Origin of the sequence: Chryseobacterium sp. YIM B08800 (assembly GCF_026163565.1) — a bacterium.
GTDB lineage: Bacteria > Bacteroidota > Bacteroidia > Flavobacteriales > Weeksellaceae > Chryseobacterium.
Genome location: NZ_JAPDKN010000007.1, coordinates 148,207 through 174,837, shown reverse-complemented (window position 1 = coordinate 174,837; position 26,631 = coordinate 148,207). Strand labels below are relative to the sequence as shown.

Genomic DNA, 26,631 nt, shown 5'->3' with positions numbered 1-26,631 from the left:
AATTTACTGGAAATAGATTGAACTCCTTCGGAGTTCTTCTGTGTGCTATATCATTTCTACTACACAGATATTGCTCCTCCGGAGCACTTAATAAAAAGGTCAATTATAAGATTAAATGGTATAATATTATCATATAGCAAAATACTATTCTTCCATCTAAAAAAAACTTATCTCAAATTCCTTAATGCTCTGGAGGAGCAATATCTGTGTAGAAAATACAAATGACGAGATAACAGAACTCCGTAGGTGTTCAATCTTAATATGATAAAATAATCTCGTATTACCCTTTGTATTTCAAAAATAAGTTAACGCCTTTGTTTATCTTATTTTCCAGAATGATTTTTAATAATTCTTTGTATAGCTTGGCGATAAATTAAACGCCAGCATAAAAAGTACTTTTCTGAAAGCAATTCCAATTGATTACAGAAACTCTCGAATAAACAAAAAACCACCGAAAATTCGGTGGTTTTACTATGATTGATTATAATAATCTTAAGCTTCAGATGAAGGATTTTGATCTCCCGCAGGCTTTTCACCTTCTGGTCTTCTGTTTCCTTCTGGTCTCGCAGGTCTTTCAGGTCTGTTTTGACCTTCTGGTCTAGGACCTCTTTGTTCACCTTCTTTCTTCTCTGGTCTTGGTGGTCTTGGCAACAAAACTTTTCTTGAAAGTTTCATTTTCTTACGGTCATCATAACCCATAAATTTCACCTCAACTTCGTCACCTTCTTTGTAAGGAACTTTATCAAGACGAGCCCACTCGATTTCAGAGATGTGAAGTAATCCTTCAGTACCTTTAGCAATCGCTACGAAAGCTCCGAAATCCATTACTTTCACTACTTTACCTTGGTAAACTTCACCTACAACAGGTACAAAAGTAATTTCGTTGATTTTCGCAATCGCTTCGTTGATCTTCTCTCTGCTAACACCAGAAATTTCGATTCTTCCGATCTCACCAACTTCTTCAATGGCGATAACTGTGTCAGTATCTTTCTGCATTTGCTGAATGATTTTTCCACCAGGTCCGATTACAGCACCGATAAAATCTTTAGGGATTTCCATCATCACCATTTTCGGAGCGTGAGGTTTTACATCTTCTCTTGGAGCAGCAATTGTTTCAGTAATTTTATTTAAAATATGGATTCTTCCGTCTTTAGCCTGTAAAAGCGCTTTCTCCATAATATCCATAGACAATCCTTGGATCTTGATATCCATTTGGCAAGCGGTAATTCCGTCTGCAGTTCCTGTTACTTTAAAGTCCATATCACCTAAGTGATCTTCGTCTCCTAAGATATCAGAAAGTACAGTGAATTTTCCAGTTTTTACGTCAGTTACCAATCCCATTGCAATACCAGAAACTGGTTTTGTAATTTGAATACCTGCATCCATCAAAGCCAAAGTTCCTGCACAAACAGTTGCCATAGAAGACGAACCATTTGATTCTAAAATATCAGAAACGATACGGATAGTATAAGGGTTTTCTTCAGGGATCATATTTGCCAAAGCTCTTTGAGCTAAGTTTCCGTGACCAACCTCTCTTCTTGAAGTTCCTCTTAAAGGTCTTGCTTCACCAGTTGAGAATGGAGGGAAGTTATAATGTAAGAAGAATCTTTCGTCATAATTTACCATTACGCTGTCTACCATGTTCGCATCTTTTACCGAACCTAAAGTTACAGCTGTTAAAGATTGAGTTTCACCTCTTGTGAAAATTGCAGAACCGTGAGCTCCAGGTAAATAATCGATTTCAGACCAGATTGGACGAATCGTTTCAGGATCACGACCATCAAGACGAATTTTGTCATTGATAATCATCTGACGCATCGCCTCTTTTTCTACATCGTGGTAATATACTTTCGCGAAAGGAGTTACTCTTTCCAACTCTTCAGCGTCTTCTACATACTGAGCTAAGAATTCAGCCAAAACAGCTTTGAATTTCTCACCTCTTTCTTCTTTGCTTGAAGGTGTTTTTGCTACTTCGTATACTTTATCGTAAGTTTCTTTCCACACTTTTTCACGAATGGCTTCGTCGTGATTTTCGTGGTTATATTCTCTTTTAGGGAATGATTTTCCAACTTTCGCTGCCAATCTTTCCTGAGCTTCTACTTGTTTTTTGATTTCTTCGTGAGCAAAAGTAATCGCTTCAAGCATTTCTGCTTCAGTGATTTCTTTCATTTCACCTTCCACCATTACGATAGAATCTTTTGTTGCTCCAACCATAATATCAAGGTCAGAGTTTTTAAGATCCTCAAATTTAGGGTTGATAGAAAGTTTTCCGTCAATTCTTACTACTCTTACTTCAGACATCGGTCCGTTGAAAGGAATATCAGTAATCGCAATCGCTGAAGACGCTGCCAAACCTGCTAAATCATCAGGAATCGACTGTCCGTCATAAGAAATTAATGAAATCATTACCTGAACTTCCGCATGGAAATCTTCAGGGAACAAAGGTCTAAGAACTCTGTCTACCAAACGCATCGTTAAGATTTCTTGGTCTGAAGGACGAGCTTCTCTTCTGAAAAAGTTTCCGGGGATTTTACCACCTGCATAGAATTTTTCTCTGTAATCTACTGTTAAAGGTAAAAAGTCTACACCAGGATTGGCTTCTTTGTTGGCTACAACCGTTGCTAAAAGCATTGTTCCGCCCATTTTTACTACTACAGATCCATCAGCTTGTTTTGCCAGTTTCCCTGTTTCGATTGTGATTTCTCTGCCGTCTGCAAGAGTAATCAGCTCTGTAATTGCTTGAGGTGCACTCATAAATTGTTTTGTGTTGCGCTCCGTATTGAGCACTTTAATTATTGATAATTTCGTCTAAATGTGATGCAAATTTAGTGTTTTTGTTTTAAATGGAATGGTGAAAGTTATTAGGGCAAAATTCCAAACATTTCATTCTAAATAATTACGGATTTTTCTTATTAAAAATTCTGTAACCCAGCCTCCATTCTATATAATCGGCTTTGTGAAATTTAAATGATCGTAAACCAATTCCTATCAACAGATTCTTCCCAACTGTGTATTGGAAACCAACTCTCTGATAGAAAATAGTTTTATCATAACGTCGGTCAATTTCTTTTTTAAATATATAAAATCCGGGCTGAATCTGAATCGCAAATTTTGAAATTGAAAGTCGGTAAGAAGGGAAAATATTTAACAAAACCTGATCACGCTGAAATCTTTTTGTACTTTGAATGACTCCATTTTCATCCTGATAAAATTTATGATTATAATCTTCGTCATACATCAAACCAATTCCTAATCCCAAAGAAGATTTATAAGTAACCTGTCTGTGGTAAACCGTTTCTATTCCCCAATTTTGATAATATTTACCCTCGTATTTTCTAACCATATCTACATCCGATTCCTGAAAACCAGGATCTACTCCATAAAAAATAGAATGCCTTACTCCGCCAAAAACATTTACATCTAAGGTAGAATATTTATCAAATGCCGACAAAGAATCATGTGGAGCAAATTGCCTTTCATCAAAATGATAAGTAAGAGAAAGTTTTGGAGAAAAAGTATTCATCCCTTTATTCGGAAGTTTCAAAGCTCCATTTGAGAAATGATTAAAATTTAAACCTAAACCTAAGTCAAAGTGTTTTCCTAAATAATATTTATAATTGGCTCCTAAATTAATATAAATACTCACTGATGAGCCAAAAGTCTGATTGATATAACCTTTTTTCAAATCATAGGGAGTCCAGTTGAACGCAAAACCACCACTTGTTTCATAATTCCAGGAATGAGTGGGTGTTTCTTTAATAACTCCTCCAAAAGTTCCGTAGACAGCAAAAGGTTTTCCCATTTCACTGTTTTTAAGGTAATCAAAAGCTATAATTCCTCCACCGTAATAAGGTTTTCCAAATCTTCTGTGCCATTCCTGGCTTCCGTCGGTTTGTACGGTAAGTTCTGCGGACATTCCGATAAAATCTCTATGCTTGAGCTCTTTGAGATAATCATTTGTTCCAAGAAATTTCCCAAACTGCATACTTACAGAACCCTGCAAATTTGATCTGGAAATGGTATCTAATTCCTGAGAGCTGTAAAAAGCCGATATTAAAAGAAAGAAATAGAGATAAAAATGTTTCAAATCTGTAGTTTAAATTTTAAAAACAGCAAATTTAAACGATTTCTTTAAAGATTTATAAATTTTAGCCCTTAATTTTTAGGATTTTAAAAATTAGAGCACAAAAAAAGCAACCTCTTGCGAAGTTGCTTCTTTATTTTTGGAAACCGGATAGATTATTTTCTTAATCCTAATTCAGCGATAATCGCTCTGTATCTTGTAATATCTTTTTTCTTAAGATAATCCAATAAACTTTTTCTCTTACCTACTAATTTTACCAAAGATCTCTCAGTGTTGAAATCGTGACGATTAGCCTTCAAGTGCTGAGATAAGTGGTTAATTCTGAACGTGAATAGAGCTACTTGTCCTTCAGCGCTTCCTGTGTCTTGTGCAGATTTACCGTGCTTTGCGAAAATTTCTGCTTTTTTTTCTGTTGTTAAGTACATTCCAATATTGTTTAATGATTATTATGTAACGGGTGCAAAAGTACGACTATTTTTTTAATCACCAAAACACTAATCTAAAATTGGAAATAAAATGTCAATTAAAAACCTTATATTATTTCTAAATAATACATTATCAGTATTTTTTAATAAATATTTAAGGAAACCATCATACTTTGGAGACATTATTGATTTCATATATTAAAATTGATAGAAAAATATGTTAACAAATTCTTAAATAAATTATGTCATCCCATTAAAAGACAGTAATTTTACACCCGACAAAAAGATGAAAAATTTTTTATTTTATACGCTTATTTCTTCTGTGTTTATCCTCAGTGTTTCTTCTGTAAAAGCGCAGAGAACCTCGGATTATGATAAAACAAAGAAAGTTTTATATTTCAATCCTGAAGTAGAACCCGATATTGAAGAAATAAAAGAACCCACCAATCTTGCATTCTTCAGTGCAGTTTCGGATAACATCAGTGCTTTCCGTAAAAACAAAATGCTGAGATCTGAAGTTCAGGTTTCTTTTGACAGCATTGATTCTAAAACAATTACCGAATACAGCAAAAACAACGATGCCGACTTTGTGATTGTTCCTAAAGTAAAATATTTCAAAGTAGGATTGGGAAAATATGTTTTCTCTAACCAGGTTGTCGTAAGCATGAAACTTTTTGATGCAGAAGGAAATCTAATTACATCTTCAGAATACGATACTTACCGAAAAAACATGCGTCTTTTAGGCTCTACCGAAAATTCAATAAAAATAGGAACCAACGGCGCCATGAAAAACATTCTTAAGGAATTAAGAAAGATAAAACCTTCTGCAGAAGCCGGTTTCTAAACTTTAAATAAACCTTAAATTTGGTGCATCATTCTCTCATTCTAAAAATTTGAGTTATTTTTGCATATCAAAAATTTCAGGTTTTGAATTCTACACACGAACTTACATTTAATCCAGCCGATATTGCCGAAAGACTCAGTGAACTTCCCGCTGATGAAAGGCTACTCGCTTTTTTGAAAGTTCCGAAGCAGTACAAAGCCGATGTTTTTTCGCATTTAGATCCTGATTTTCAAGAGGAAACCATTCGAAGTATTGGAAGTGATGATGTTTCAGAAATCCTGAATGCCATGACTCCCGATGACAGAACGGCTCTGTTTGAGGATTTTCCGGATGAACTGATCAAATATTCTATCAATCATCTTAATCCGCAGGAAAGAAGAATTGCCTTGAAACTTCTTGGTTACAATTCAGATTCTATTGCGCGTCTGATGACTCCTTATTACATTCAGATCCGAAAAGAATGGACGGTAAAAAGATGTCTTCAGCAAATTAAAAAAGTTGGTAAACGGGTAGAAACCATCAATCATCTATATGTAGTTGATGAAAGAAATCACCTTATTGATGATTTAGCTTTAGGAAGTTTATTGTTGGTGGAAGAAGACACTTTAGTTTCCGAACTGACAGACAATCAATTTGTTGCCATTAAAACAACAACATCAAAAGAAGACGCCGTTACATATTTTGAAAAATATGACAGAACCGCACTTCCCATTATTACCGAAGCCGGAGTTTTGGTTGGAATTGTAACGATTGACGATATTTTAGATCAAATTGAATCACAAAACACCGAAGATATTCAGAAATTCGGGGGACTTGAAGCTTTAGATTTACCTTATACCCAAACTTCTCTGATCGAAATGATCAAAAAAAGAGGAATGTGGTTGGTTATTTTATTTTTCTCTGAAATGCTGACCGCTTCTGCGATGGGTTTCTTTGAAGATGAAATTCAGAAAGCCGTTGTTTTGGCATTATTTGTTCCGTTAATTATTTCCAGTGGAGGAAATTCTGGTTCTCAGGCTGCAACTCTGATTATTCGTGCAATGGCGTTACAAGAAATCGGTTTAAAAGACTGGTGGTATGTAATGAAAAAAGAAATTTTCACCGGACTTTTATTGGGAGGAATCTTAGGTATCATAGGTTTTCTTAGAATAATGATTTGGCATAAAGTCGGTTTTTTCGATTACGGAATTCATTGGGCTTTTGTAGGCTTGAGCGTTGGAGTTTCTTTAGTAATGATCGTTTTGTGGGGAACACTTTCGGGTTCTATGGTTCCTTTTATTCTTAAAAAACTAAAACTCGATCCTGCAACTTCTTCTGCTCCGTTTGTTGCTACTTTGGTAGATGTTACCGGATTAATTATTTACTTCTCGGTTGCCGGACTTTTCTTAACCGGAAAACTTTTGTAATTTTAGGCAAAGTCTTAAATTTTATGAGAGTTGTATCTTTAGTTCCTTCTATTACAGAAGCTTTATTTGATTTAGGTTTAACAGAAAATGAAATTGTAGGAAGAACAAAATTCTGCATTCATCCCTCAGAAAAAGTAAAAAATGTAGAAATTATCGGTGGGACAAAAAATCTTAATATTGAGAAAATTAAAAGCTTCAAACCTGATTTAATTTTAGCTAATAAAGAAGAAAACGTTAAGGAACAGGTTGAAATTTTAATGAAGGATTTCAAAGTAAATGTTTACAATACAGAGACGATCGAAGATAATTATTACCTGCTGAAAAACCTTGGATTACTATTTAATAAAGAAGAAAGAGCACAAGTTTTCAATCTAAAGATCTACGAAATTCTCAATCAGACCAAAATAAATTCAACAATAAAAGTGGCTTATATTATTTGGAATAATCCTTACATGACGGTTGGTTCTGACACTTTTATTCATCATATTTTAAGTGAAGTTGGTTTTGAAAATATATTTAAAAATCAAACCCGTTATCCGGAAATCCAGACAGAAGATTTAGCTGAAGCAGATTTTATCATGTTGTCTTCCGAGCCTTTTCCATTTAAAGAAAAACATATTGCCGAACTAAAAAAGGTTTATCCTGATAAAAAAATTATGATTGTGGATGGTGAAGCTTTTTCGTGGTACGGAACACATATTGCGAAGTGCGAGAATTATTTTAAAGAATTGATTGCTGAATTTAATGATTAAATAAAAATGAGTTTGTCATTATATTGATCACGTTTTAAATAAAAAAACTCCGACAAAAATTTATGTTGAGATAAGATTACAAAATCTTTGAAACTTCATTACAAAGCCATTCCAATAATTCTAAATCTTCTTTTGTAAAAGGATCGATGGTATGAGAATCGATATCGATCTGACCAATGTTTTCTCCATTTTTAAAAATAGGAACTACAATTTCAGCTTTTGTATCGATTGAACAGCTTAAATAATTATCCTGCAAATGCACGTCGGGAACGATAAATGTTTCGTTGGAAACAGCCACCTGTCCGCAAATACCTTTTCCGTAAGGAATAATCGTATGATCGGTTTCTGCTCCTACGTAAGGTCCTAATTTAAGTTCGTCTTTATCTCCGTTTTTAAAGTAAAAACCAGTCCAGTTGAAATAAGAAATTTCTTGGTCTAATAAATGACAAACTTTTTGAAGCTTCTCTTCGGTATTATGTTTTGGACTTTCAAGAATCGACGAAAGTCTTTTTTTTAACTCAGACATAGTAATATTTTTTATGAAAATTGTTTCAGAGAAAGCTCATTCTTAAACCCGAACATTCCTCTTTCTTTTATCATTTCTGCAACGCCATCCGGAAGCTGATTTTCCCAACCGCTGATATTGCATGCGATTTTTCTTAGAATTTCTCTTGAATATATTTCCAAAAACTCAGGATTATAGGTAGTAATATCTACAATACGATTATTAAGTTTGAAATATTTGTATAATTCTTTTAGATTTTCTTCTACTTTTAACGTTGAAGAATCTAACAATTCATGAGTTTCAGGATCTTTGTACGGATACAGATAAACTCTCATTCCGTTTCTGAAAAACTTACCAAAAGCTTCCAAAATACCTCCCGAAAGATCTTTGTAATATTTCTCGTCAAATACCATCAATAAGTTATTTACCCCCATCGTTACGCCAATATCACCATTGGTATAATGAGAGAAATAATCGATAAGTCTGTAATATTCTGAGAAGTTTGAAATGATAACCGTATATCCTAATTTACCTAAAACATCTACACGATCAAGAAAATCTCTTTCATCAATATCTCCGTCTGCGCGAAGGTTTGAAATGGTGATTTCAATAAGAACCTCAGTTTCCTCCTGTGTACAAATAGCATCTTTCAGGAACATTTCCATTCCGTTGCGAATCATGTCTATATTTACTTTGGTAACCGGTCTGAAACTTCCTCTTACCGCAAAAATGTTTTTCTTATATAAAATATCTGCAGGAAGCATGTTATTCCCTTGAGAATTGAAGATTACAGCATCTGTCATATTATTTTTCACCAGCTGCAAAGACATCAATCTATTGTCAACATACGCAAAAGCCGGACCGCTGAAATCAATCATATCAATCTCAAGATTGTCTGTAGAAACCTCATCATAAAGAGACTCTATCAACCTTCTTGGGTTATCGTAATAATTATATGCTCCGTAAATAAGGTTTACACCAAGATTCCCTAGTGTTTCCTGCTGCAAAGTAGCATCATTCTCTTTGAATTTTACGTGAATGACAATCTCATTATAATCTTCATTTTCTTTCACCTGAAAACGAATCCCGACCCAGCCGTGACCTTTTACCGTTTTGTCAAAATTGATGGTTGTTACCGTATTTGCATAAGAAAAATATTTTCTTCCAGGGTTAGTATCCCTAGAAATCCTTTCTTCAATTAGTGAAACTTCGTAGCGAAGCATTTTTCTAAGTCTGTTTTGGGTAACATACCTGTTTTTTACTTCTTTTCCGTAAATCGCATCACTAAAATCTTTGTCGTAAGCCGACATTGCCTTAGCAATTGTACCGGAAGCGCCTCCTGCTCTAAAAAAGTGTCGTACAGTTTCCTGCCCTGCTCCAATCTCTGCGAAAGTACCATAAATAGTAGGATCTAGATTAATTGTTAATGCTTTTTGTTTAGGAGTTAATTTCTGATACATTAGGACATTAAATTTTTCGTAAATTTACCAAAATTAAAACAACCTCAAAAGAAAATGAAGTTGAAATTTTTAGGAACCGGAACTTCCCAAGGCGTTCCCGTTATAGGCTGCACTTGTGAGGTATGTACTTCTCAAAATCCAAAAGATACTCGTTTTCGGGCTTCAGCGATGATTACTACCGATGAGAACAGGAAAATACTGATTGATTGCGGACCCGATTTTCGGCAGCAAATGCTTATCAACAAAGAAAATCACATCGACATTACATTACTTACTCATGAGCATAATGATCACGTGATCGGTTTGGACGATATGCGCCCGCTAATTTTTAAAAGCGGTAAAAACATGCCTATTTATTGTCTCTCAAGAGTTGGACAGGAAGTTAAAAACCGATTTCCTTATGCTTTTGCAGACATTCGTTATCCCGGAGCTCCCGCTTTTGATTTGCACGAAATAAATCATGAAAGTTTTACTGTCTTAGATACAGAAATTACTCCTATCGAAGTAATACATTACAAGATTTCTATTTTAGGATATAAGTTTAAAAAGTTAGCATATATCACCGATGCCAACTTTATTTCTGATTCAGAAAAAGAAAAGCTACAAGATTTAGATATACTTATTCTAAACTGTATCCGAAAATTTGACCCCCATCCCGCCCATTTTGTATTGGCGGATGTTATTAATTTGTATCATGAGCTAAAACCTAAAAAATTATTTCTAACTCATATCAGTCATCATTTTGGGTTGCATGATATTGAAGATAAGCTACTTCCCGACGGAATGCATCTTGCCTACGATGGTTTGGAAATAAATTTTTAAAATTTTTCTTCAAAAAGCTTTTGAACATTGAAAAAAGTTCCTATATTTGCACACCAATTTGAAACAAACAACAACGTTTGGAGTAAACATCAAGCCCAGGTGGCGGAATTGGTAGACGCGCTGGTCTCAAACACCAGTTCTTAGGAGTACCGGTTCGATCCCGGTCCTGGGTACAAGACCGGAAAGAGGTGATAATTCACTTTCTTTCCGGTTTTTTTTCGTCCCTAACTCATTGTTTATCTGATATATGTAAGAGACTAAAACATTAGCTTGAGTGGTTCGATAATGATTTTTAAAAAATTGCAGTTTTTCAGGGAATATCGAACCAATGATTTTACGTTTTACGTCGATATCCCCGTCAATATAGACTTTCGCAAGGTCTACTAAGTTCGATAATGCTTGGTCTAGTAGTTTTTGAAAATCTATTTTCTTATTATCTTTTTCTTTAGTTAATTTAGATTCAAGCTTTTCAATTTGTCCTTTACAGTCGGTCTTAATTTCAAGATAATCTTCATCATCAATTACCTCCTCCATCAGTTTATTTCTTGCCTGTTTCAATCTGCTGTTTAAACGATCTATTTCTAATAGAATTGCTTTCCTTTCTCTTTGGGGATTATTGATTAATTTTTCAAAATTTTGCCTCAACACCTTTTTCAAATAATTTTTTATAGATGCGCGCATTTCTAATGACTGCAATATCTCTAAAAATTTAGAATTAATAATCTCAGATTTGTAACGGTATGAACACGGGGACTGGCAATGATAGTAATAATATTTATTTCCGGAACGTCCCGTAGAGGCACTGCCTGTAATCAAATGACCACATTCTGGACACACAAGGAAACCTCTTAATGGCAAATTATCGTCAGACAGTACTTTTACATTAGGTCTGGCTGGATTCACATTTCCATCCATTATACTCTGAACTTTTTCGAATAGTTCTTCACTGATTAAAGGTTCATGAATACTCTTAACAAAATGAGCCTCCTCTTCATTGAATTGTTCCACGTAAATTTTCCCGCAATATGCGGTATTGCGTAAACTTGCAAGAAAGGCACTTATCTTAACTGGCTTTCCATTTTTTCTGTTCATCATGTCCATTATCTGGCTCGCTGAATACACGCCTTTGGACATTTCATTAAATGCCCATCTCATATTAGAAGCTTCCGGTTCCTGTTGAATTACATACTTTTTTCCATTCTCCGTAATTCTATTAACATAGCCGTAAGGTGCCCTTCCCATTAATCTGCCTTCTTTTTTTGCACGGCGCATTCCATAATAAGTATTCAAAGCGCGCCTGTCATTTTCAACTTCTGGCGCGGCAAGATATATGGCCAGCATCATTTTATTTTCAGGAATTGAAAGATCTAGAGGCTGCTCAATGGCCTGCGGTTCAACATTAATTTTCCTAAGTATATTAATCATCTGATAGGCATCGCCAGCGTTCCTGCTGAAGCGATCCCATTTTGTAAAGAGCAGCACGTTCGTTTTTGAGCTTTTTCTCTTTAGCGTATCCAGTAGTTTGATCCACTCTGGCCTGTTAAAAGTCTTAGCAGAATAATCTTCATAGATTATTTGACCTACTTTAATATTATTGTTTTCACAGTAACGCTTTAATCGCTCCTCCTGATCTCTTTGCGAATAGCCTTTATCTGCCTGCTCGTCAGTTGACACACGGATATATAAATCGGCTCTTTTCATTTCTACAGTATTAAAATATTATTCATCCAAAAAACGCTTTAATACGATTGTTGATAGCATTTTTAGAAATTCTACAATCTGTTCCGCTTCCGCAATTGTTAGCTCAACTCTCTCCTCTTCTTTAAATATTTTGATAATATCATCAATCCTTATATTTTTAACTTCAACTTTCCTTTCCATGACCGATATCTTTTGAATAAAAATATTCGGCATAATCAATCATAATGAATTGAGGCATTTACTTGCAACACTTGGCTTAGAAGTGCAAATTGATCTTAAAAGAAAAATTATAGTTTATCTCGCACTTTTAACGTTTACTCAAAAGATACAGCCTCTCAAAGCATTGTTCTACACAAATGCAGTAGCAAAGGCTCTCTCCTGTAAGTGAGCATTAGCAACAGAATTTACAATTTTGTTTATTATTTTTAAAGTGGCAACAAGAATGGTTGCGAAGAAATTCATCTTTCTTAGATGCAACTAAAATACAAATAATCAGTTGAATGTTAAAATTATAAGGTATAAAATCTAATTTTACTTTGTAAAATTTTGGAGGCAGGGACTATGAAACTATATTAAGCGATAATACATCATTTCTTAATAATGACACCTTAATTGCCAAGTAGCAAAAAAATATTAAAAAAACAGTAATACCGTTTTTTCCGTACAAGCCATATAAAATACTTTTTAGCCTAAATTGAATCCAAGAGCTTATGAACTCGATTATCCAATTTGCTTTTTAAGTTCCTCCTTACTTGGAAGGATAGCCTTATACTCTTTTGCAAATATTGTATTGTTGTTTTCTGGAAGTGTAAACTCGATGACTGTTTTGTTTTCTTCCTTGCAGAGAATAATTCCGATAGTAGGATTCTCTTCTTCCAGCTTTACTTTTCTGTCGTAATAATTGACATACATCTGCATTTGCCCGATATCCTGATGGCTCAGCTTTCCAATTTTTAGATCAAAAAGCACGAAACACTTCAATAAACGATTGTAAAACACTAAATCCACAAAGAAACTGTCGCCTTCGAATGTAAATCTGCGTTGCCGCCCTTCAAAGAGAAAGCCTTTTCCTAACTCCAGCATAAAATGCTCTAATTTATTGATGATCCCAGTTTCCAAATCACTTTCGGAATAGCGATTATCTTTTTTTAGATCTAAGAATTCCAAAACATAGTGACTTTTTAGAACATCGGTCGGCTTTTCTATGATCTGTCCTTTCTGAGCTAACTTCTTCACTTCTTCCTCATTTCTGCTTAATGCTAACCTTTCATATATAGCTGAATTAAACTGTCTTGTAAGCTCTCTAACACTCCAGTTATTCTGACTCGCCTCTATTTCATAAAAATTTCTCTCATCTGAGTTTTCAATCTTCATTAATTGAATGTAGTGAGACCATGATAATGAAAAAAAAGAATTACGAGACACTGTTTCGTATTTTTCAGAAATTCTATTTTGATACGTTAAATAAAACTTTCTCATCCACTGCAAATTATCTACTGAGTAACCTCTGCCGAATTCTTTTGTCAATTGTTGACTTAGATTTTTCAAGGTTTCTTTTGCATACTCTGCTCTATCCTTTCCGTCCTGCTCATTCTCAATGATCACCTTACCTATTTCAAAGTAAGTCAATACTATAGCGGTATTGATATTTCGAACAATACTGCGTTTAGCATTTTCGATTAACTGCTTTATTGAAATAAAAAGATTGGATGGTAATTGACTCATATCTAAAAAATTAAAATTATCTCTGGACTCCACAGCACTAACATTTTGTGCGATATAAAGCTAATTAGCAGTATTAAAAGAAAGTTGCCGGGATTGGCTGTCATTGGCTGTCATTGGCGTAATCCAAAACGATTTCAACCAAAGAATACATCAATACTTCTCACAAGTTGTACTGTGCATTAAATAAGATTTCAATGTGATGAATCAGATCATTTTTTCATAATAAACCGGTAAAAAGGCAGCTAAGGTATTGTTGCCAGCCAGCGCTTTTCCCACCAAAAGACTACGGCATAAACGGTTTGCTCCCTAAAGGTACCCTCCAATTATTCCGTTTCCTTTTGGTCATTTTTCTTTGTCAACACTTCATATCTGCTTTCTTTTTTCCGGTTTTTCTTTTGAAAAATATTAAACGAAGCCTGAAAGGCTTTCAGAGAAAGAACGCATAAAAGATTGAGAACAAAACAAAATATAATAAGTACGGGAAATTCAAGTCTCTGCCGTACAAGAGCACTCACATGGATTTTAATATTGTCAATGAAATAAAATTGAGTTATTCACGAAAAGGCAATTCAGAGAAATTAATAAGTTGTTCACGTGATGCAGTTGATGTATTTCGTCAATACTTTGATATTGATGAAATAGACTATAGGGAATCATTTTTTGCATTATATTTAAATCAGGCAAATAAAGTTTTAGGTATTAAGAAAATATCTGAATCAGGTATTTCTTCAACAATTGTTGATGTAAGAATTATTATGCAAGCCGCACTATTATGCAATGCATCTGCCGTAATCTTAGCACATAATCACCCATCAGGAAATTTAAATCCTTCAAATGAAGATTTAAAAATAACTCAGAATATAAAAAATGCCTCAGAATTTCTAAATATTAAATTACTCGATCATTGCATTTTAACCTCAACTGATTACATGTCATTTGCCGATGAGGGGCATTTTTGAATCAAAAATTATTACTACCTAAAGTAAGCGACAATCATGAATTGTCGCTTACTTAAAATTCGGCGAAAAGACAATTCCTTCCTTGGGGTCAGAAACGTCTTTTCGCAAATGTCAGGAGTAACCCTATTGAGAAAAATATAGGTGCTTACATTTTCTCAAAAAGTTACAGGCAAATGTTAGTTTATCTACATAAACTCAGATTACAAGAAAGGCTATTCCTGAAGAAATAGTCTGGATTTTAAATGATGATTTTTTTATAAAGTTCCTGTACTTTGAGGGTTAAACTGAAAATTAACTTTCTGTCTATTACCCGCATTATCTGCTATCCAAATATCAAAACTTTGGGAAACTGTAGATTCAGAAGTATAGTACAACCTGAATTCCTTTTCAGTTAACGGATAGAAATCATTAGGAACAAAGGATGGATCGTTAAATAAACGAAGACTTCCCTGCCCTTCGGACTGAAAATATCGTATTGAATAAGTGGTTCCTGTATAATTTCCATTTGGAATAATACGACATCTGATTTCTACAGTTTCACCTTTAGCAATGTATTTCTGAACAGGCATTACCTCTACCTCAAAAGGAAAATTCTGTTGAATTTCTAAATCATTTTTTTCACATGATTGTACAAACAATCCAATCATAACTACCATGATGAAAAATTTAAATAGTATTCCTGTTTTATTATTAATTATATTTTTCATTGTAAATATTTTAAAAATTATATCTTATTCCAATACCCAGCAGAGAATGAAACTGAGCCATTTGACTATTTTTCAAAAACCTCAGTTGTCCATTGACCAGAAAAACCAAGTGATCCGTCACATAACTTTCAATGGATAGCTTACCATTTGCTCCATAAATAAAATTATCTGTTGCTGTTAACATTGAACCGTCATATAGCAATTCATTGCCCCTGTTAACCTGTTCGTAACCCGCAAGACCTCCGATTCCAAGATTAAGATTGATTGTGCGTGTGAAGTCTCCCCATACATAAAAACTGTAACCACCGCCCAGCAGGAACGTATCTATCGGAATATTATAATTGGTGTATTCATAATACTTTATGCTATATTCTGCCAGTCCAAAAAAGTAATTACCATTCCCTAGGTAAGAAACAAGCCCCGCACTTAGCGCATAATTTTGATTTTCAGGAGATTTTGGAAACACTGAATAAGAAAATTCAACACCTGTCTGTCCAGGAATCATTTGTTGAGCAAATGTTTTGCTGTTCAATACAATCGTTAAGATGACTGCTAAAAAAATTTTGTTCATCTTACTTTGTTTTTATGGTTAAACTCTTTATCAATCTTGCACGAATCAGATCTGAATTTTCAAGATGTATCTTCTGATGTCTTCCCCCGTTCTTCTCCAGAATTTCGATTTCCAGCACCTGATCTTTTAAAAGAGTAAACTGATCCAGCAGATAAACCCCTTTTATGTTTGAATGATCAGCTGCTGTCATTTGCGGGAAATAGGTTCGAACCTTTTCTAATACCTTATCCTGAACAACCGTTCGTTTTAAATTTTTCTTATCAACAATTTTAAAGTTGATCCATTCAATACTATATGCCACATTACTTTGATTCTCAATCTGCAATGTGAAATAAAATTTGTTTTCATTAACGTGGAGTGCCCTGACCGAAAACTCAATTCCATAACTTTTTGAAACAATATGTTTAGTGGTTCTGTTGCTTTTCTTGTAGAGATTTTCCATAATAAGCTCTGTCAGAGTAGTGGAGCTTCCTTTAAGGTCCTCAAACAATACATCAGTAGTATATTGCCGTTCAATACCCCTTTGAAGTTTTACTAAATCATAGCTGAGTATTTCCGGATAAGAACTGTAAGACACATCAAAATTGTAAAATTTTCCATCTTCAGTAATGACCGAAAAATTGGTTTCCTCTTCAAAATCTCTTACAGCCGATTTAATCCGAAGAACATTTCCGATAGGCTCTGCCTTATTGGCAACTAAAAGTTCACTCCCCAGATCAACATATCGTATCGGTGATGGAAAAATCACGTGGCTTGTTTTACTGTAGGCGACCTGCATTTTGAAAGGTTCCAATTTTGCCTGTTCCAGGGAAATATAAGTTGTCACAGAATCCTGACCAAATATCTTGCTTGCCAATAGAAGTAATAGCATAATGAGAATATAATGGCTCTTTTGTGTATTCATTTTTTAATTTTTTGATTAGTTATTTTTGGGTAAGAGTAATACCTGATGGCCCGCTTTTACAGTAACTTTCAATTGTCTGACTCTTTTTTGAAAATAGCCTGACAATCCCTGTACGACTCCCCTGCTAAGATCAGCGGCAATCTGTTGTCCTGCTGATTGGGTCATCATAATATTGGTACCGGAAGTCTGGCTCATGTTAGCTACAATATCGCTTACCGCATCTCGTTCCGGTGAATAAGGAACATATAAACCCAATTGTCCATCATTGTCATGAACATTGATTTCTACAGGATAGACATTAGCCTTATACTGAATGGAGGATATTTTTAACTGAAGCCGCCCGCCCTGAAATTTACTTACCGCAATTAGCAAACTGCCTGCTGGTATTTCGGTTCGTCCGAGTTGCATCGCTTCTGAAATCCTAATGGATACTGTACTTTCGTTTACCAAAGTCTTAGTTTCATAGACCACACCCCTTATTGCGTTTTTTCCTTGAACTAATTTCTCTGCATCATTTTGACTGTCATAAAATCTATTCTGATTTAAACCTGCAATAAAGGCACTATCAGATGGTTCTCTGTACAATGAAGAAACAATAGTGGGATGTGCTGGTTTTGCTGAAGTCAATTTAATCTTCTTTTCAGTTGGTATTTCCACCTTTTCTTTTGGTGCCCGATCTTCCTGTTTTGAAGTCGTTGGAAGGTACTTAGCTGCCATCTGATATGATTTTTCCATGAGTTCTAGCTGATCATTTATTCCTAAGCCAACAGGAACAGCATTATTTTGCATCGCTTCATTCTTTAATCTTGAAATTTCTTTCCTCAAATTATTGACTTCCTGATCATCCCGACCATAAAATGAACTCAAGGTTTGTTGGGAATTGCGATAGCTGTTCAGAGCATTCTGATCTGATTGCTGAAGAATACTTGTTCTAGCCGCTACACTTGATGGATTGTTATTAGAATTTGAATCGCTTTGGTCATTCCAATAATCGGATAAGGTAGTTACAGCATTTCTTTTCTCTTCGTTCTTTTGCTCTAACAACTGCTGCTCATAAGCTTTTTGCTTATCAGACTGCAACTGTCCTTCTTTTGCCTGCGGAATGGCAGCATTAAAACCACTCTCTTCAATATTAATATTGTTGGCTTTTGGTTTAAAAATGAGGTAAAAGCATGACGCACATACGGCAGCCATCAAAAAATAGATGATAGGCTTCTTCAGTCTTTCCCACTGCGCTTTGGGAGGGTCACTCACTCCGTTGGAATTTTGTGAGAGATCATTTTCGGTCACTTTAATTTTCTCTGAGTCTTTCATATTCTATTTTTTAATGAGTGGTTCTACTGCATCATTCTGTCCAGAATCTTTTTCGATAGATTTCTTATAAATACCATCAATATGATTGATAGACATGGTATTACTTCTTTGATTTGTAGAAATAAAAACACTGATAATGACAATAATTGTCAGCAAAACATAACTTCCAAAGAAAACCTTGGTTAGAAATTTTTGTCGCTCTACTGGAAGAACTTTCCAACGCCTTTCAACCTTTACAACATAATTTTCTATTGTATCTCTTAGTTTTTTCATTGCAGTTATTTTAGCGTTCAACAGTTTCAACATCTCTATTTTCAAGCACGTTGAATTTTTCAATGGTAAACCCCTGAGGATTGCTGTCAGACCTTACCGAATTAACCAGTGAACAGTTGGTAACTAAATTTCTGATGGTAAGATTGCTGGATCTGATAATAAATTGTCTTGCGTACGTCTTTACGTCATAAGGGTAACTTTCAAAGTTGGCAACGACACTGTCCACCTCAATTCTCTGCTGAATATTACCTGAAATGATTCTGTTATAGTAACCTTTTTCCTGAAGGTCTCTATAGTAATTGAATGCGGATTGATCAGCCAAATTAAAAGCCCTTTTTATATTGCTTTCAATAGCATTCTTATCAGGTGCTATCGTGAAGAACAATTCATGAAATCGTCTCACATGCTCTCTTGCTTCAACAGGTCTGTTAATCGACATATCCTGAGAAAGGGCAACCATTAAAGATTTACCATTGTCCAGCACATAGATTTTCTCACGTTGTTCTTCAGCGAACTGATAGGATTTGAATACCACGACCCCTACTACTCCAAAACACAACATAGCAAAAACGAACGTAAACAAGCGGATCTGCTTAAAGCTGCTCTCAATATTTCTTAAAGTTTTAAATTCCATAGAACTGTATTTTTTATTTTAATAATCTTCCCGAAATATTTCCTGTTGCTGAACCTACTGCCGCTCCTGCAACATTGCCTGATTTCGTAGCTGTCTGGTTCACATTACGCATAAAATTGCCTGCTCCTCCTGCCTGAATTACCCAACCAGTCACTGTTGGCACCGTAAAATACCCTATGATCCCAATCACCATATAGATGATGTAAACGGTATTTGAGGTATCAGGAATGAAGGTTGGATCTGCGAGCATTTCGATATCCCGTTCTAAGATCAAGGTTTGTATTTTGGCAAGAATGGCACTGAAAATATCAGCAACAGGTAACCATAGGTAAACACTAATATATCTTGTCAGCCATTGACTTAAAGTGCTCTGAAATCCATCCCAGACGGAAATCGCAAATGCTATTGGTCCCAAGATTGAAAGGACTATCAGAAAGAAGGTTCTGATGGTATCAATAACTAAGGCTGCCGATTGAAACAATATTTCAAGAAACTCCCGGAAACCATCTCTGATATCTTTCTTGATGGCAAACATTTCTCTTTCAATATACATTCCGGACATAGTGACCAAATCCGATGGTGACCATCCGAGCTCCTCCAGCTTTTTGTCAAATTCTTCGTTTGAAATAAGATAAGCCATCTCCGGATTCCTTAGCATCGCTTCCCGTTCCAAAAGATCTTTTTTCTGCTGCAGTTCATTCATATCCAATATCTGATTTTCCAGCATTGAATGACTTCCCTGAACAATAGGACTCATCACACCATTCAGACTTCCTAACACCAATGTCGAGAAAAACATGATGCAGATACCTATGGCAAAAGGTCTCAGCATAGGAAACAAATCAATAGGCTCCGCACGGCTCAATGACTGCCAGACTTTTAATGCCACATAGAACAAGGCTCCTAAACCAGCGACGCCTTTGGCCACTGCCGCCATATCAGCACACATCGGCATCATTTCTTCGTAAACGGAACGCAGGACTTCGTGTAAGTTGCTTGGTTCCATCTTACCAGTATTTTTGATTGGAGGTTCCGTAAAGATCTAATACCCTTTGGGTATTGTTCTGTTTTTTGGCTCTCAGATAACTAACCGAAATATTCTTATTGGTATAGTATCTTACCAGATTATGATACGCTTTGACCTCTTTATATACCCGGTCAACTACATCCATCCTTTCTTTATCATTCAGAGAAAGCCCGTTAGAAGTGATGATCTCCTTCAGTTCTTTCAATAGCTCCGTACTCTCAGTAAGAAGTGCCGAATAACCATTGGCAATGGAAGCTAATTCCTGCGCATTGAAGTTGGGGTCATTCAGCATTTTACCGAAATTGTTTACATACATCTCCGAAACATCTCCCACCAAAAGAACAGTCTGCTGAACCTTTCTGGCATCTTTTACCAGATTATTGATAGCTTTCAACTGGTCATAATATTCCTTTCCTTGTTCATACACCTTTTTAACTTCATTGAAGTTTTTTACGACATTGGATACCGTCGATGAAGTCTGTACAATTTCATTGGCTGAGTTTAAAATTCCAGATGCCAGATTGGCTGGATCGGTCACTACAAATTGTGCTTTTGCATAGGTGATGGTAGCGAAGAATGCCACCATCATCGTTTTGATGAATAAATTTTTCATTGTTGTAAAATTTTAAATGATTTAATTGTCTTTCGTATTCGATTTGATTCTCTTGAGAGAAATCCGCTTGATGGCATGTTCCACATTGCCGTCAAGTTCCGATGCAAGATTCATCACTTCCATCTTTTCCGTTTCTTCTGTAGTATAGGCCAGATATTCTTCTGTAGATACTTCAGTTGCATAGACCGCAGAGTGAGTTCCTCCTAATCCAATCCAGACTTCTTTGTAAAGCCTTCGGGGGTCATTGTTCATATTGATAGAAAGAACCTGAGATTTTTCTTTGTCAGTCAATCCCAGCATCGCCTGGATATCATCAAACTTGTTCATGTACTTCCTTTGGTCAAGAAGAATCTTACAATCCGAATTGTTGATGATACTTTCCTTAACAATCGGTGACTGAATAATATCATCGACTTCCTGAGTCACCACAATGGCTTCTCCGAAAAATTTCCTTACCGTCTTGAAAAGGTATTTGATGTACTCTGCCATACCTTCTTTGGCAATGGCTTTCCAGGCTTCTTCGATGAGGATCAGTTTTCTGATTCCTTTGAGCCTTCGCATCTTATTGATGAAGACTTCCATTATGATAATGGTCACAATAGGAAACAGAATTTTATGATCTTTAATGGCATCGATTTCGAAGACAATGAAACGCTTGGATAATAAATCCAACTGCTTCTCTGAATTGAGCAGATAGTCATACTCCCCTCCTCTGTAATAAGGTTCTAGCACGTTGAGAAAGTTGGCAATATCAAAGTCTTTTTCCCTGACTTTCTTATGCTCCAGTACTTTCTGATAGTCATCTTTAACGTATTCATAGAATCCATTGAAAGAAGGATGCTGGTCATTGATTTTAATCCTTTCAATATATCCGCTGACTGCATTGGACAGGGCCACTTCTTCTGAACGGGTCGGTGGTTCATCATCTCTTTTCCAAAGTGTCAGAATCAAGGTTTTGATACTCTCCCTTTTTTCGATGTCAAAGATTCCGTCATCGGTGTAAAATGGATTGAAAGCAATGGGATTGTCTTCGGTGTAAGTAAAATATACCCCATCCTCACCTTTTGTCTTTCCTTTAATGAGTTCACATAATCCCTGATAGGAATTTCCGGTATCTACAAGAAGGACATGTGCTCCCTGCTCATAATACTGTCGTACCATATGGTTCGTAAAGAAGGATTTACCACTTCCGGAAGGTCCAAGAATAAACTTATTTCTATTGGTGATAATCCCCTGCTTCATCGGCAGATCTGAAATATCCAGATGAATCGGTTTTCCTGTCAGACGGTCAGCCATCTTAATCCCAAATGGTGACGGTGAATCCTGATAGTTGGTTTCCCCTGTGAAAAAACATACAGCAGGTTCGATGAATGTGTAGAAGCTTTCTTCACTTGGAAAATCTGCTGCATTGCCCGGAATTCCTGCCCAATATAATGTTGCTGTATCTGTCGTATTATGACGGGGTTTACATTCCATTAAAGCCAAAGCACTTCCTGTATCATTTTTTAACTGCTTAAGCTCAGTAGGATTGTCAGACCATGACATAACATTAAAATGAGCGCGGATAGATTGTAACCCGAAAGAATGTGCTTCATTCAAATACTTTTCAATCCATTCCTTATTAATCTGATTGGCTCTGCTATACCTTGCCAGAGAATGCATATTTCTTGCAGATTTTTCAAACTGACGAAGGTTCTCATCACTGTTGTCAATGAACAGATACTGGTTATAAATGTGATTGCAACTGAGCAGAAGACCCACGGGAGAAGCAAATGATAGAAGACAGTCACTGCGGTCGGTGCTTAACTTCTCATAACGGCTGTGTGATGAAACAGTGCCGGGCAGATCTTCTGTATCCGATAAGGTGTGCATGCTAATACGATTGTTACCGATTCGCATTTCTTCAGATCCTAACTTGATATCCTGCAATGATGGATGGGTTTCACGGGATAGGGTCAGATATTGCTCCAGTAGTCCTGACCTTTCGGAAGTTCCGGATATCTCATCTTCTGTTATCCTTTCCAGATGGATATAACCACTGTCATTCATTATCCGCTCCAGCTGGTCAACAGCTTCAAAAAAGTGATTGATGACTTCTTTCTCCTTAATCTCTTTTGGAATCAGCTTGCCTTTGCATAGAGATGAAAAGTTACTCTGCATCCGCATTCTCTCCTTACTGGTTTTTGTTATAAAGAGATAGCAGTAATGATTTAAAAAGGGTCTCTCATTGAAATGTCTTTCAAAAGACTTGGAAAGAAAACTCTGATCTTCTCTTGAAAGATCAGGATTGTAGTTTTCTTTAATAAACCAATCCTGCTTATGAACCACAGTGAAATCCGGGAGTGTTTTAATGGCCTTGAACCAAGCGGAATGCATGGCTTCATATTCAGTGGAAGCAACGGTAAACAGCTCAGGGAGTATAACCTTAAAGCAAATCGTAACATCAGCATCCTTTGAAATGATACAATCATTTTCGATAGCCAGCAATGGAAATTTACTTTCCAAAGTGGCTGCTTTGGAAGAATTTCTCATAGGTCTGTTCTTTTACGGTTAGTTTTCAAATACCTGTAAATATTCTTTCGACTGATGATGTATTTTGGATGCTTCTTGCGTGCGCCTAATTTCATCAGACCGTGCTCACCGTATTTTCTATTCAGTGTAAAGGTTTGCCATATAAGAAGTCCACTGCTTACACCTCCGAGAATTAAACACAGGTACGTATTAACTCCAGCCATATACATAATCATTAAGGATACGAGTATTCCTAACAAACCGCCTGAAAAAATAAAAAGGTATTGCGCTTTAAGTCCCTTAAATTCTACCGTCCTTCCTATTCCTTTATTGATGTGATAACTATTCATAATCATCATTTTAAAGGAAGAATGAACGAAGGATTGTTGCGGCAACAATTAAGAAGATACATGCTCCGAACCAGCTGGCAGCCGTCTTACTGGTGTCAGGATCACCACTGCTGAACTTGTTGTAAACTTTTGCTCCTCCAATCAATCCTACTACTGCACCAATGGCGTAAATTAATTGGGTAGCGGGTTCAAAATAAGAAGTGACCATCTGCGTAGCCTCGTTGATCCCAGCACTGCCGTTGCCTTGTGAAAAAGCATACGGAGCAACCAAAATTGCCAGTATTGCATAGATCAGTTTTTTTCTCTGTTTTTCCATTTTGTAAACATTTTTTTGTTAATGAGAACTGCACTCTACAGGACTCAGGAGCAAATGTGCTTTGGAAAAACAGACATTTCGGGAAATGTCAGCAGTGGGAAGTGAATGGCTTTTAGTGGCACCGAACATAGGACTAAACATAAAAAAACGTCAAACTTTTCTAGTTTGACGTTAATCTATATTGCAATGGATTTTATATTCTCCTCCCTTTGGATTTATTGTTATTCGGCTTTTCTTTATGATTCGCAGTGGTTTTTCCCGAATTTAAATTATTTTTGATCACACCGGCAAGAAAAGTTTTTTCCCACGGAATTTGTTTTGCTTCAAACTGCATAGGAAAGCCCTCCTCTGATAACCCTTCTCTCAATTCAAAGCCGTGATGTCTATTCCATCCGATCCTGTCGAGCTCATTTTCAATGGGAAATTTTACAGCGATTAAATCTTTGGGAAATTCTTTATGCATACTAAAGTCTATATCCTGAAATTCATGTGTCTTGGGATTATAAGGTATAGTATAGCTGTTTTGATCCTCATCATAGTAATTCTGTATATCCGAAAAGACGATACCCGTAGATAGAAAATCATCTTTGGGTCTCAGCATATCCATACGGATATCTACAAAAAATATATGTCCTGCAATCATTATGGTTGGAAGCTGTCCTTTATTGATACGTAAATCATAAGTCTCTTCATTGGTATTTTTTTCAGTTGGATCCATAACATTAAAAATTTGATTGTTCATTTTCCTAATAATCTTAAAAAAACATTGGGAAGTCTATATAAACTTCCCAATGTCAAAACCATCTGCAGAATTATTATGCTTAGAAGTAACGACCTTGTCATTATTTGAAATACTCTCGTTTAACAAACTGGCAATTCTTTTTGAAGCATCTCCTAATGAGTTCTCTAACAGATCAAAAAGCTCGGTCCCTTGAATTTTTTGAATTATATCTACTGCTTGTCGTTCTAAGTCAGGCTTCAGCACGTCCTGTTGAAGCAACTGACCCGCAGTACTCAATTCCTGGAAGGTAACCCCAGTAGCAAACCCGCTTTCAACAGTAGAGTTCTCATATTTCCAATCTTCATTCTCCTGCTCCCGTTCATCATTTTTAACTAGGATATCATCAAGATTTTTAGTCTGACCCATAGTATCAAATTCAGCTTCTCTGGTTTCTGATTCAAAAATATATTCTGCTTTTAAAATATATTCATTTTGTCTCTCATTCGTATTGATTGGCGATGCTTGTCTTTCTCTTTGTTTTGTATCTCCCATAATAGATGGTAGATTCTTAGCTTTAGTAACATTATCTTTTCCATTAATATTGATTGAAATTTTTTTGTCTACAAGAACTAAAACAAGAATGATTAATAAACCGATGATGATTATTTGTTCCATAAGATGATAGATTAAAAGATTGGACGGTATTTGTTATTGAAATCATCAGTAATTTCCTTTTCAAACATTTCAAAATGATAAGCCAGTATATTATCCAGATAAGCATACAGAGGAATCTGGTCATCGGCAATGATTTGAATAATGCGTGAGAGGCGTTCGTGATATTCAGGACGGATATAAATACTTTTATCACCACGCTTAGTCATTGTATGATGCGTAAGAAACTGCTTCATATAACTTACATCATTGCTTTTCTGAATCTTCAACTTATTTTTTGTTGCAGCTTTCTCTTTTTGGGGGTCTGCATTTTTTACAGGAACTTCTTTCTTGGGACTTCCTGCCATAATGGACATCAGATATTGTTCATCGATATTGTGATCTTGATTGTTATTATTATCGTGATCCATACTTTTATAGTTTTACAATTCTTAAAAATTCTTTTATAAATTGATCCAGCCTGCATTGTGCTAGCAGCTTAGGATCTGCAGGCAGTAAAGTTGATCGGAAAACAGCCTTTGTAATGGTCTCCCCTTCCTTTCGAAATCTTTTACTGTCTGTAATGGTTGTTTCCATAAGCGGCAGCCCTAAATCTGAAATCACTTTACCGTAATTTTTGTAAAGCAACGTCCGCTCTCTTCCATCCACCTGATTCCAGAAAAGATGGATAGCCCGGATTCCTGTTTGAGTTTCTTTCATCAATACATTGGTTAGAACATTGGTGAAACTTAGCGTACTTTCCAATACGAGACGATCTGCAGTAATAGGAGAAAAAATATAATGGACATTCGTCAACGTTTTTAAAATACCAGCAGTATTCACAGTTCCCGGCAGATCTAAAAAAATAATGTCAGGAGTTATTTCCGAGCCATCAACATACATATCTATTTCTTGTAAAACCTGATCAGTTTTACTCTGAAAAATAGGATAAGCTTTTTTATTAATACTCGTAAATTGTTTGTGAGCCATTTTTTTTAAAATTTCATTCTGCATCACCATTTTTAAATCCCGCTCTCTCATTTGGAGTAAACTGTACTGCGGAAAGTCACAATCAAAGACAGCAACTTGATAACCCCTTCGATAATGAAGGATGCTTGCCATTAATGTTGTAAACGTACTTTTTCCTACACCTCCCTTTTGAGTGGAAAAAGCAATAATTGTGGGTTGTTTTTTTGTTTTCATTATATTGAATTTTAGTTAATCCAAAATTGAAAGACTGAAGGACAGCAAGCCTCCAAACCATCATAAACTCAAGCATGATATTTCCCCATCACGAATGTTGGCTATGACCATTGAAAGCTGTATTGGCTTCCGGCATTAGTGAATGAGTCTCAT

28 protein-coding genes and 1 tRNA gene are annotated in these 26,631 nt (G+C 35.7%); 6 read left to right on the top strand and 23 right to left on the bottom strand.

Annotated features, from left to right (window positions below):
- Positions 1 to 492 precede the first annotated feature (492 nt).
- The 3 genes from OEW74_RS04305 to rpsO form a co-directional block, all read right to left on the bottom strand.
- Positions 493 to 2,754, bottom strand: coding sequence for a polyribonucleotide nucleotidyltransferase (locus OEW74_RS04305; protein ID WP_265427325.1), 2,262 nt, complete (start codon positions 2,752 to 2,754; stop codon positions 493 to 495).
- Positions 2,755 to 2,896: 142 nt separating this feature from the next.
- Entirely contained in the window at positions 2,897 to 4,087 is a 1,191-nt protein-coding gene (locus tag OEW74_RS04300) for an acyloxyacyl hydrolase (RefSeq protein ID WP_265427324.1), read from the bottom strand.
- Positions 4,088 to 4,239: 152 nt separating this feature from the next.
- Positions 4,240 to 4,509 (bottom strand): 30S ribosomal protein S15, encoded by a 270-nt coding sequence (rpsO, locus tag OEW74_RS04295; RefSeq protein WP_034704056.1) that lies wholly within the window; start codon positions 4,507 to 4,509, stop codon positions 4,240 to 4,242.
- Positions 4,510 to 4,795: 286 nt separating this feature from the next.
- On the opposite strand from rpsO, the gene OEW74_RS04290 reads away from it, so the two are divergent.
- The 3 genes from OEW74_RS04290 to OEW74_RS04280 all read left to right on the top strand — a co-directional run bounded on the left by OEW74_RS04290 (position 4,796) and on the right by OEW74_RS04280 (position 7,511).
- A complete protein-coding gene (locus OEW74_RS04290; RefSeq protein ID WP_265427323.1) occupies positions 4,796 to 5,353 on the top strand; it encodes a pyruvate decarboxylase in 558 nt (185 codons plus the stop codon).
- Between the two features lie 83 nt (positions 5,354 to 5,436).
- Positions 5,437 to 6,759: a magnesium transporter gene (mgtE, locus tag OEW74_RS04285; RefSeq protein WP_102978439.1), complete on the top strand. Its 1,323-nt coding sequence runs from the start codon at positions 5,437 to 5,439 to the stop codon at positions 6,757 to 6,759.
- Between the two features lie 23 nt (positions 6,760 to 6,782).
- The gene (locus OEW74_RS04280; protein WP_265427322.1) at positions 6,783 to 7,511 is read left to right on the top strand and encodes an ABC transporter substrate-binding protein; all 729 of its coding nucleotides are present in this window, start codon (positions 6,783 to 6,785) and stop codon (positions 7,509 to 7,511) included.
- Between the two features lie 76 nt (positions 7,512 to 7,587).
- On the opposite strand, the gene OEW74_RS04275 is transcribed toward OEW74_RS04280, so the two are convergent.
- Both OEW74_RS04275 and OEW74_RS04270 read right to left on the bottom strand, forming a co-directional pair.
- Positions 7,588 to 8,037, bottom strand: coding sequence for a GAF domain-containing protein (locus OEW74_RS04275; protein ID WP_265427321.1), 450 nt, complete (start codon positions 8,035 to 8,037; stop codon positions 7,588 to 7,590).
- An 11-nt stretch (positions 8,038 to 8,048) separates the two neighbouring features.
- Positions 8,049 to 9,476 (bottom strand): TonB-dependent receptor, encoded by a 1,428-nt coding sequence (locus OEW74_RS04270; protein WP_230635359.1) that lies wholly within the window; start codon positions 9,474 to 9,476, stop codon positions 8,049 to 8,051.
- Between the two features lie 54 nt (positions 9,477 to 9,530).
- On the opposite strand from OEW74_RS04270, the gene OEW74_RS04265 reads away from it, so the two are divergent.
- Positions 9,531 to 10,298, top strand: coding sequence for an MBL fold metallo-hydrolase (locus OEW74_RS04265; protein ID WP_265427320.1), 768 nt, complete (start codon positions 9,531 to 9,533; stop codon positions 10,296 to 10,298).
- Between the two features lie 93 nt (positions 10,299 to 10,391).
- A tRNA-Leu gene (locus tag OEW74_RS04260) sits at positions 10,392 to 10,471 on the top strand.
- Here the strand turns inward: OEW74_RS04260 and OEW74_RS04255 are convergent.
- The 3 genes from OEW74_RS04255 to OEW74_RS04245 form a co-directional block, all read right to left on the bottom strand.
- Positions 10,425 to 11,999 carry a recombinase family protein gene (locus OEW74_RS04255; protein ID WP_265427383.1) on the bottom strand — a complete coding sequence of 525 codons (1,575 nt, stop codon included), beginning with the start codon at positions 11,997 to 11,999 and terminating at the stop codon, positions 10,425 to 10,427. The genes OEW74_RS04260 and OEW74_RS04255 overlap by 47 nt on opposite strands.
- Before the next feature lie 18 nt (positions 12,000 to 12,017).
- Positions 12,018 to 12,179, bottom strand: coding sequence for a hypothetical protein (locus OEW74_RS04250; RefSeq protein WP_265427318.1), 162 nt, complete (start codon positions 12,177 to 12,179; stop codon positions 12,018 to 12,020).
- 540 nt (positions 12,180 to 12,719) lie between these two features.
- Positions 12,720 to 13,724, bottom strand: a complete 1,005-nt coding sequence (locus OEW74_RS04245) for a PDDEXK nuclease domain-containing protein (protein WP_265427317.1) — start codon at positions 13,722 to 13,724, stop codon at positions 12,720 to 12,722.
- A 515-nt stretch (positions 13,725 to 14,239) separates the two neighbouring features.
- Here OEW74_RS04245 and OEW74_RS04240 point away from each other — a divergent pair.
- On the top strand, positions 14,240 to 14,683 hold the full coding sequence (locus tag OEW74_RS04240; RefSeq protein ID WP_265427316.1) for a JAB domain-containing protein: 444 nt from the start codon (positions 14,240 to 14,242) through the stop codon (positions 14,681 to 14,683).
- A gap of 254 nt (positions 14,684 to 14,937) precedes the next feature.
- On the opposite strand, the gene OEW74_RS04235 is transcribed toward OEW74_RS04240, so the two are convergent.
- The 15 genes from OEW74_RS04235 to OEW74_RS04165 all read right to left on the bottom strand — a co-directional run bounded on the left by OEW74_RS04235 (position 14,938) and on the right by OEW74_RS04165 (position 26,478).
- Positions 14,938 to 15,390, bottom strand: a complete 453-nt coding sequence (locus OEW74_RS04235; protein WP_265427315.1) for a DUF3872 domain-containing protein — start codon at positions 15,388 to 15,390, stop codon at positions 14,938 to 14,940.
- Positions 15,391 to 15,400: 10 nt separating this feature from the next.
- A complete protein-coding gene (locus tag OEW74_RS04230) occupies positions 15,401 to 15,961 on the bottom strand; it encodes a conjugal transfer protein TraO (protein WP_265427314.1) in 561 nt (186 codons plus the stop codon).
- 1 nt (position 15,962) lies between these two features.
- Positions 15,963 to 16,865, bottom strand: coding sequence for a conjugative transposon protein TraN (gene traN, locus OEW74_RS04225; RefSeq protein ID WP_265427313.1), 903 nt, complete (start codon positions 16,863 to 16,865; stop codon positions 15,963 to 15,965).
- 15 nt (positions 16,866 to 16,880) lie between these two features.
- Positions 16,881 to 18,179 (bottom strand): conjugative transposon protein TraM, encoded by a 1,299-nt coding sequence (gene traM, locus OEW74_RS04220; RefSeq protein ID WP_265427312.1) that lies wholly within the window; start codon positions 18,177 to 18,179, stop codon positions 16,881 to 16,883.
- Positions 18,180 to 18,182: 3 nt separating this feature from the next.
- Entirely contained in the window at positions 18,183 to 18,452 is a 270-nt protein-coding gene (locus OEW74_RS04215) for a hypothetical protein (RefSeq protein WP_265427311.1), read from the bottom strand.
- Between the two features lie 10 nt (positions 18,453 to 18,462).
- On the bottom strand, positions 18,463 to 19,086 hold the full coding sequence (gene traK, locus OEW74_RS04210) for a conjugative transposon protein TraK (RefSeq protein WP_265427310.1): 624 nt from the start codon (positions 19,084 to 19,086) through the stop codon (positions 18,463 to 18,465).
- A 13-nt stretch (positions 19,087 to 19,099) separates the two neighbouring features.
- Positions 19,100 to 20,092 carry a conjugative transposon protein TraJ gene (gene traJ, locus OEW74_RS04205; protein WP_265427309.1) on the bottom strand — a complete coding sequence of 331 codons (993 nt, stop codon included), beginning with the start codon at positions 20,090 to 20,092 and terminating at the stop codon, positions 19,100 to 19,102.
- 1 nt (position 20,093) lies between these two features.
- Positions 20,094 to 20,702 carry a DUF4141 domain-containing protein gene (locus OEW74_RS04200; protein WP_416207897.1) on the bottom strand — a complete coding sequence of 203 codons (609 nt, stop codon included), beginning with the start codon at positions 20,700 to 20,702 and terminating at the stop codon, positions 20,094 to 20,096.
- Positions 20,703 to 20,747: 45 nt separating this feature from the next.
- On the bottom strand, positions 20,748 to 23,258 hold the full coding sequence (locus OEW74_RS04195) for a TraG family conjugative transposon ATPase (protein ID WP_265427307.1): 2,511 nt from the start codon (positions 23,256 to 23,258) through the stop codon (positions 20,748 to 20,750).
- Positions 23,255 to 23,587, bottom strand: coding sequence for a DUF4133 domain-containing protein (locus OEW74_RS04190; protein WP_265427306.1), 333 nt, complete (start codon positions 23,585 to 23,587; stop codon positions 23,255 to 23,257). The genes OEW74_RS04195 and OEW74_RS04190 overlap by 4 nt, the downstream gene beginning before the upstream one ends.
- A 10-nt stretch (positions 23,588 to 23,597) precedes the next feature.
- Positions 23,598 to 23,903, bottom strand: coding sequence for a DUF4134 domain-containing protein (locus tag OEW74_RS04185; protein WP_265427305.1), 306 nt, complete (start codon positions 23,901 to 23,903; stop codon positions 23,598 to 23,600).
- 193 nt (positions 23,904 to 24,096) lie between these two features.
- Positions 24,097 to 24,621, bottom strand: a complete 525-nt coding sequence (locus OEW74_RS04180) for a hypothetical protein (RefSeq protein WP_265427304.1) — start codon at positions 24,619 to 24,621, stop codon at positions 24,097 to 24,099.
- Positions 24,622 to 24,678: 57 nt separating this feature from the next.
- Positions 24,679 to 25,299: a hypothetical protein gene (locus OEW74_RS04175; RefSeq protein WP_265427303.1), complete on the bottom strand. Its 621-nt coding sequence runs from the start codon at positions 25,297 to 25,299 to the stop codon at positions 24,679 to 24,681.
- 11 nt (positions 25,300 to 25,310) lie between these two features.
- A complete protein-coding gene (locus OEW74_RS04170; protein WP_265427302.1) occupies positions 25,311 to 25,706 on the bottom strand; it encodes a DUF3408 domain-containing protein in 396 nt (131 codons plus the stop codon).
- 4 nt (positions 25,707 to 25,710) lie between these two features.
- Positions 25,711 to 26,478 (bottom strand): ParA family protein, encoded by a 768-nt coding sequence (locus tag OEW74_RS04165; protein WP_265427301.1) that lies wholly within the window; start codon positions 26,476 to 26,478, stop codon positions 25,711 to 25,713.
- Positions 26,479 to 26,631 lie beyond the last annotated feature (153 nt).

What these genes read in the sequence shown, in the direction of transcription:
- OEW74_RS04180 (WP_265427304.1), bottom strand. Translation starts at nt 24,621, where the DNA reads ATGGATCCAACTGAAAAAAATACCAATGAAGAGACTTATGATTTACGT.
- OEW74_RS04255 (WP_265427383.1), bottom strand. Translation starts at nt 11,999, where the DNA reads ATGAAAAGAGCCGATTTATATATCCGTGTGTCAACTGACGAGCAGGCA.
- OEW74_RS04250 (WP_265427318.1), bottom strand. Translation starts at nt 12,179, where the DNA reads ATGGAAAGGAAAGTTGAAGTTAAAAATATAAGGATTGATGATATTATC.
- OEW74_RS04230 (WP_265427314.1), bottom strand. Translation starts at nt 15,961, where the DNA reads ATGAACAAAATTTTTTTAGCAGTCATCTTAACGATTGTATTGAACAGC.
- traM (WP_265427312.1), bottom strand. Translation starts at nt 18,179, where the DNA reads ATGAAAGACTCAGAGAAAATTAAAGTGACCGAAAATGATCTCTCACAA.
- OEW74_RS04235 (WP_265427315.1), bottom strand. Translation starts at nt 15,390, where the DNA reads ATGAAAAATATAATTAATAATAAAACAGGAATACTATTTAAATTTTTC.
- OEW74_RS04240 (WP_265427316.1), top strand. Translation starts at nt 14,240, where the DNA reads ATGGATTTTAATATTGTCAATGAAATAAAATTGAGTTATTCACGAAAA.
- traK (WP_265427310.1), bottom strand. Translation starts at nt 19,086, where the DNA reads ATGGAATTTAAAACTTTAAGAAATATTGAGAGCAGCTTTAAGCAGATC.
- rpsO (WP_034704056.1), bottom strand. Translation starts at nt 4,509, where the DNA reads ATGTACTTAACAACAGAAAAAAAAGCAGAAATTTTCGCAAAGCACGGT.
- OEW74_RS04200 (WP_416207897.1), bottom strand. Translation starts at nt 20,702, where the DNA reads ATGATGGTGGCATTCTTCGCTACCATCACCTATGCAAAAGCACAATTT.
- OEW74_RS04275 (WP_265427321.1), bottom strand. Translation starts at nt 8,037, where the DNA reads ATGTCTGAGTTAAAAAAAAGACTTTCGTCGATTCTTGAAAGTCCAAAA.
- traN (WP_265427313.1), bottom strand. Translation starts at nt 16,865, where the DNA reads ATGAATACACAAAAGAGCCATTATATTCTCATTATGCTATTACTTCTA.
- OEW74_RS04280 (WP_265427322.1), top strand. Translation starts at nt 6,783, where the DNA reads ATGAGAGTTGTATCTTTAGTTCCTTCTATTACAGAAGCTTTATTTGAT.
- OEW74_RS04195 (WP_265427307.1), bottom strand. Translation starts at nt 23,258, where the DNA reads ATGAGAAATTCTTCCAAAGCAGCCACTTTGGAAAGTAAATTTCCATTG.
- OEW74_RS04265 (WP_265427320.1), top strand. Translation starts at nt 9,531, where the DNA reads ATGAAGTTGAAATTTTTAGGAACCGGAACTTCCCAAGGCGTTCCCGTT.
- OEW74_RS04270 (WP_230635359.1), bottom strand. Translation starts at nt 9,476, where the DNA reads ATGTATCAGAAATTAACTCCTAAACAAAAAGCATTAACAATTAATCTA.
- OEW74_RS04175 (WP_265427303.1), bottom strand. Translation starts at nt 25,299, where the DNA reads ATGGAACAAATAATCATCATCGGTTTATTAATCATTCTTGTTTTAGTT.
- OEW74_RS04215 (WP_265427311.1), bottom strand. Translation starts at nt 18,452, where the DNA reads ATGAAAAAACTAAGAGATACAATAGAAAATTATGTTGTAAAGGTTGAA.
- OEW74_RS04190 (WP_265427306.1), bottom strand. Translation starts at nt 23,587, where the DNA reads ATGAATAGTTATCACATCAATAAAGGAATAGGAAGGACGGTAGAATTT.
- OEW74_RS04245 (WP_265427317.1), bottom strand. Translation starts at nt 13,724, where the DNA reads ATGAGTCAATTACCATCCAATCTTTTTATTTCAATAAAGCAGTTAATC.
- OEW74_RS04165 (WP_265427301.1), bottom strand. Translation starts at nt 26,478, where the DNA reads ATGAAAACAAAAAAACAACCCACAATTATTGCTTTTTCCACTCAAAAG.
- OEW74_RS04185 (WP_265427305.1), bottom strand. Translation starts at nt 23,903, where the DNA reads ATGGAAAAACAGAGAAAAAAACTGATCTATGCAATACTGGCAATTTTG.
- OEW74_RS04170 (WP_265427302.1), bottom strand. Translation starts at nt 25,706, where the DNA reads ATGGATCACGATAATAATAACAATCAAGATCACAATATCGATGAACAA.
- OEW74_RS04305 (WP_265427325.1), bottom strand. Translation starts at nt 2,754, where the DNA reads ATGAGTGCACCTCAAGCAATTACAGAGCTGATTACTCTTGCAGACGGC.
- traJ (WP_265427309.1), bottom strand. Translation starts at nt 20,092, where the DNA reads ATGGAACCAAGCAACTTACACGAAGTCCTGCGTTCCGTTTACGAAGAA.
- OEW74_RS04290 (WP_265427323.1), top strand. Translation starts at nt 4,796, where the DNA reads ATGAAAAATTTTTTATTTTATACGCTTATTTCTTCTGTGTTTATCCTC.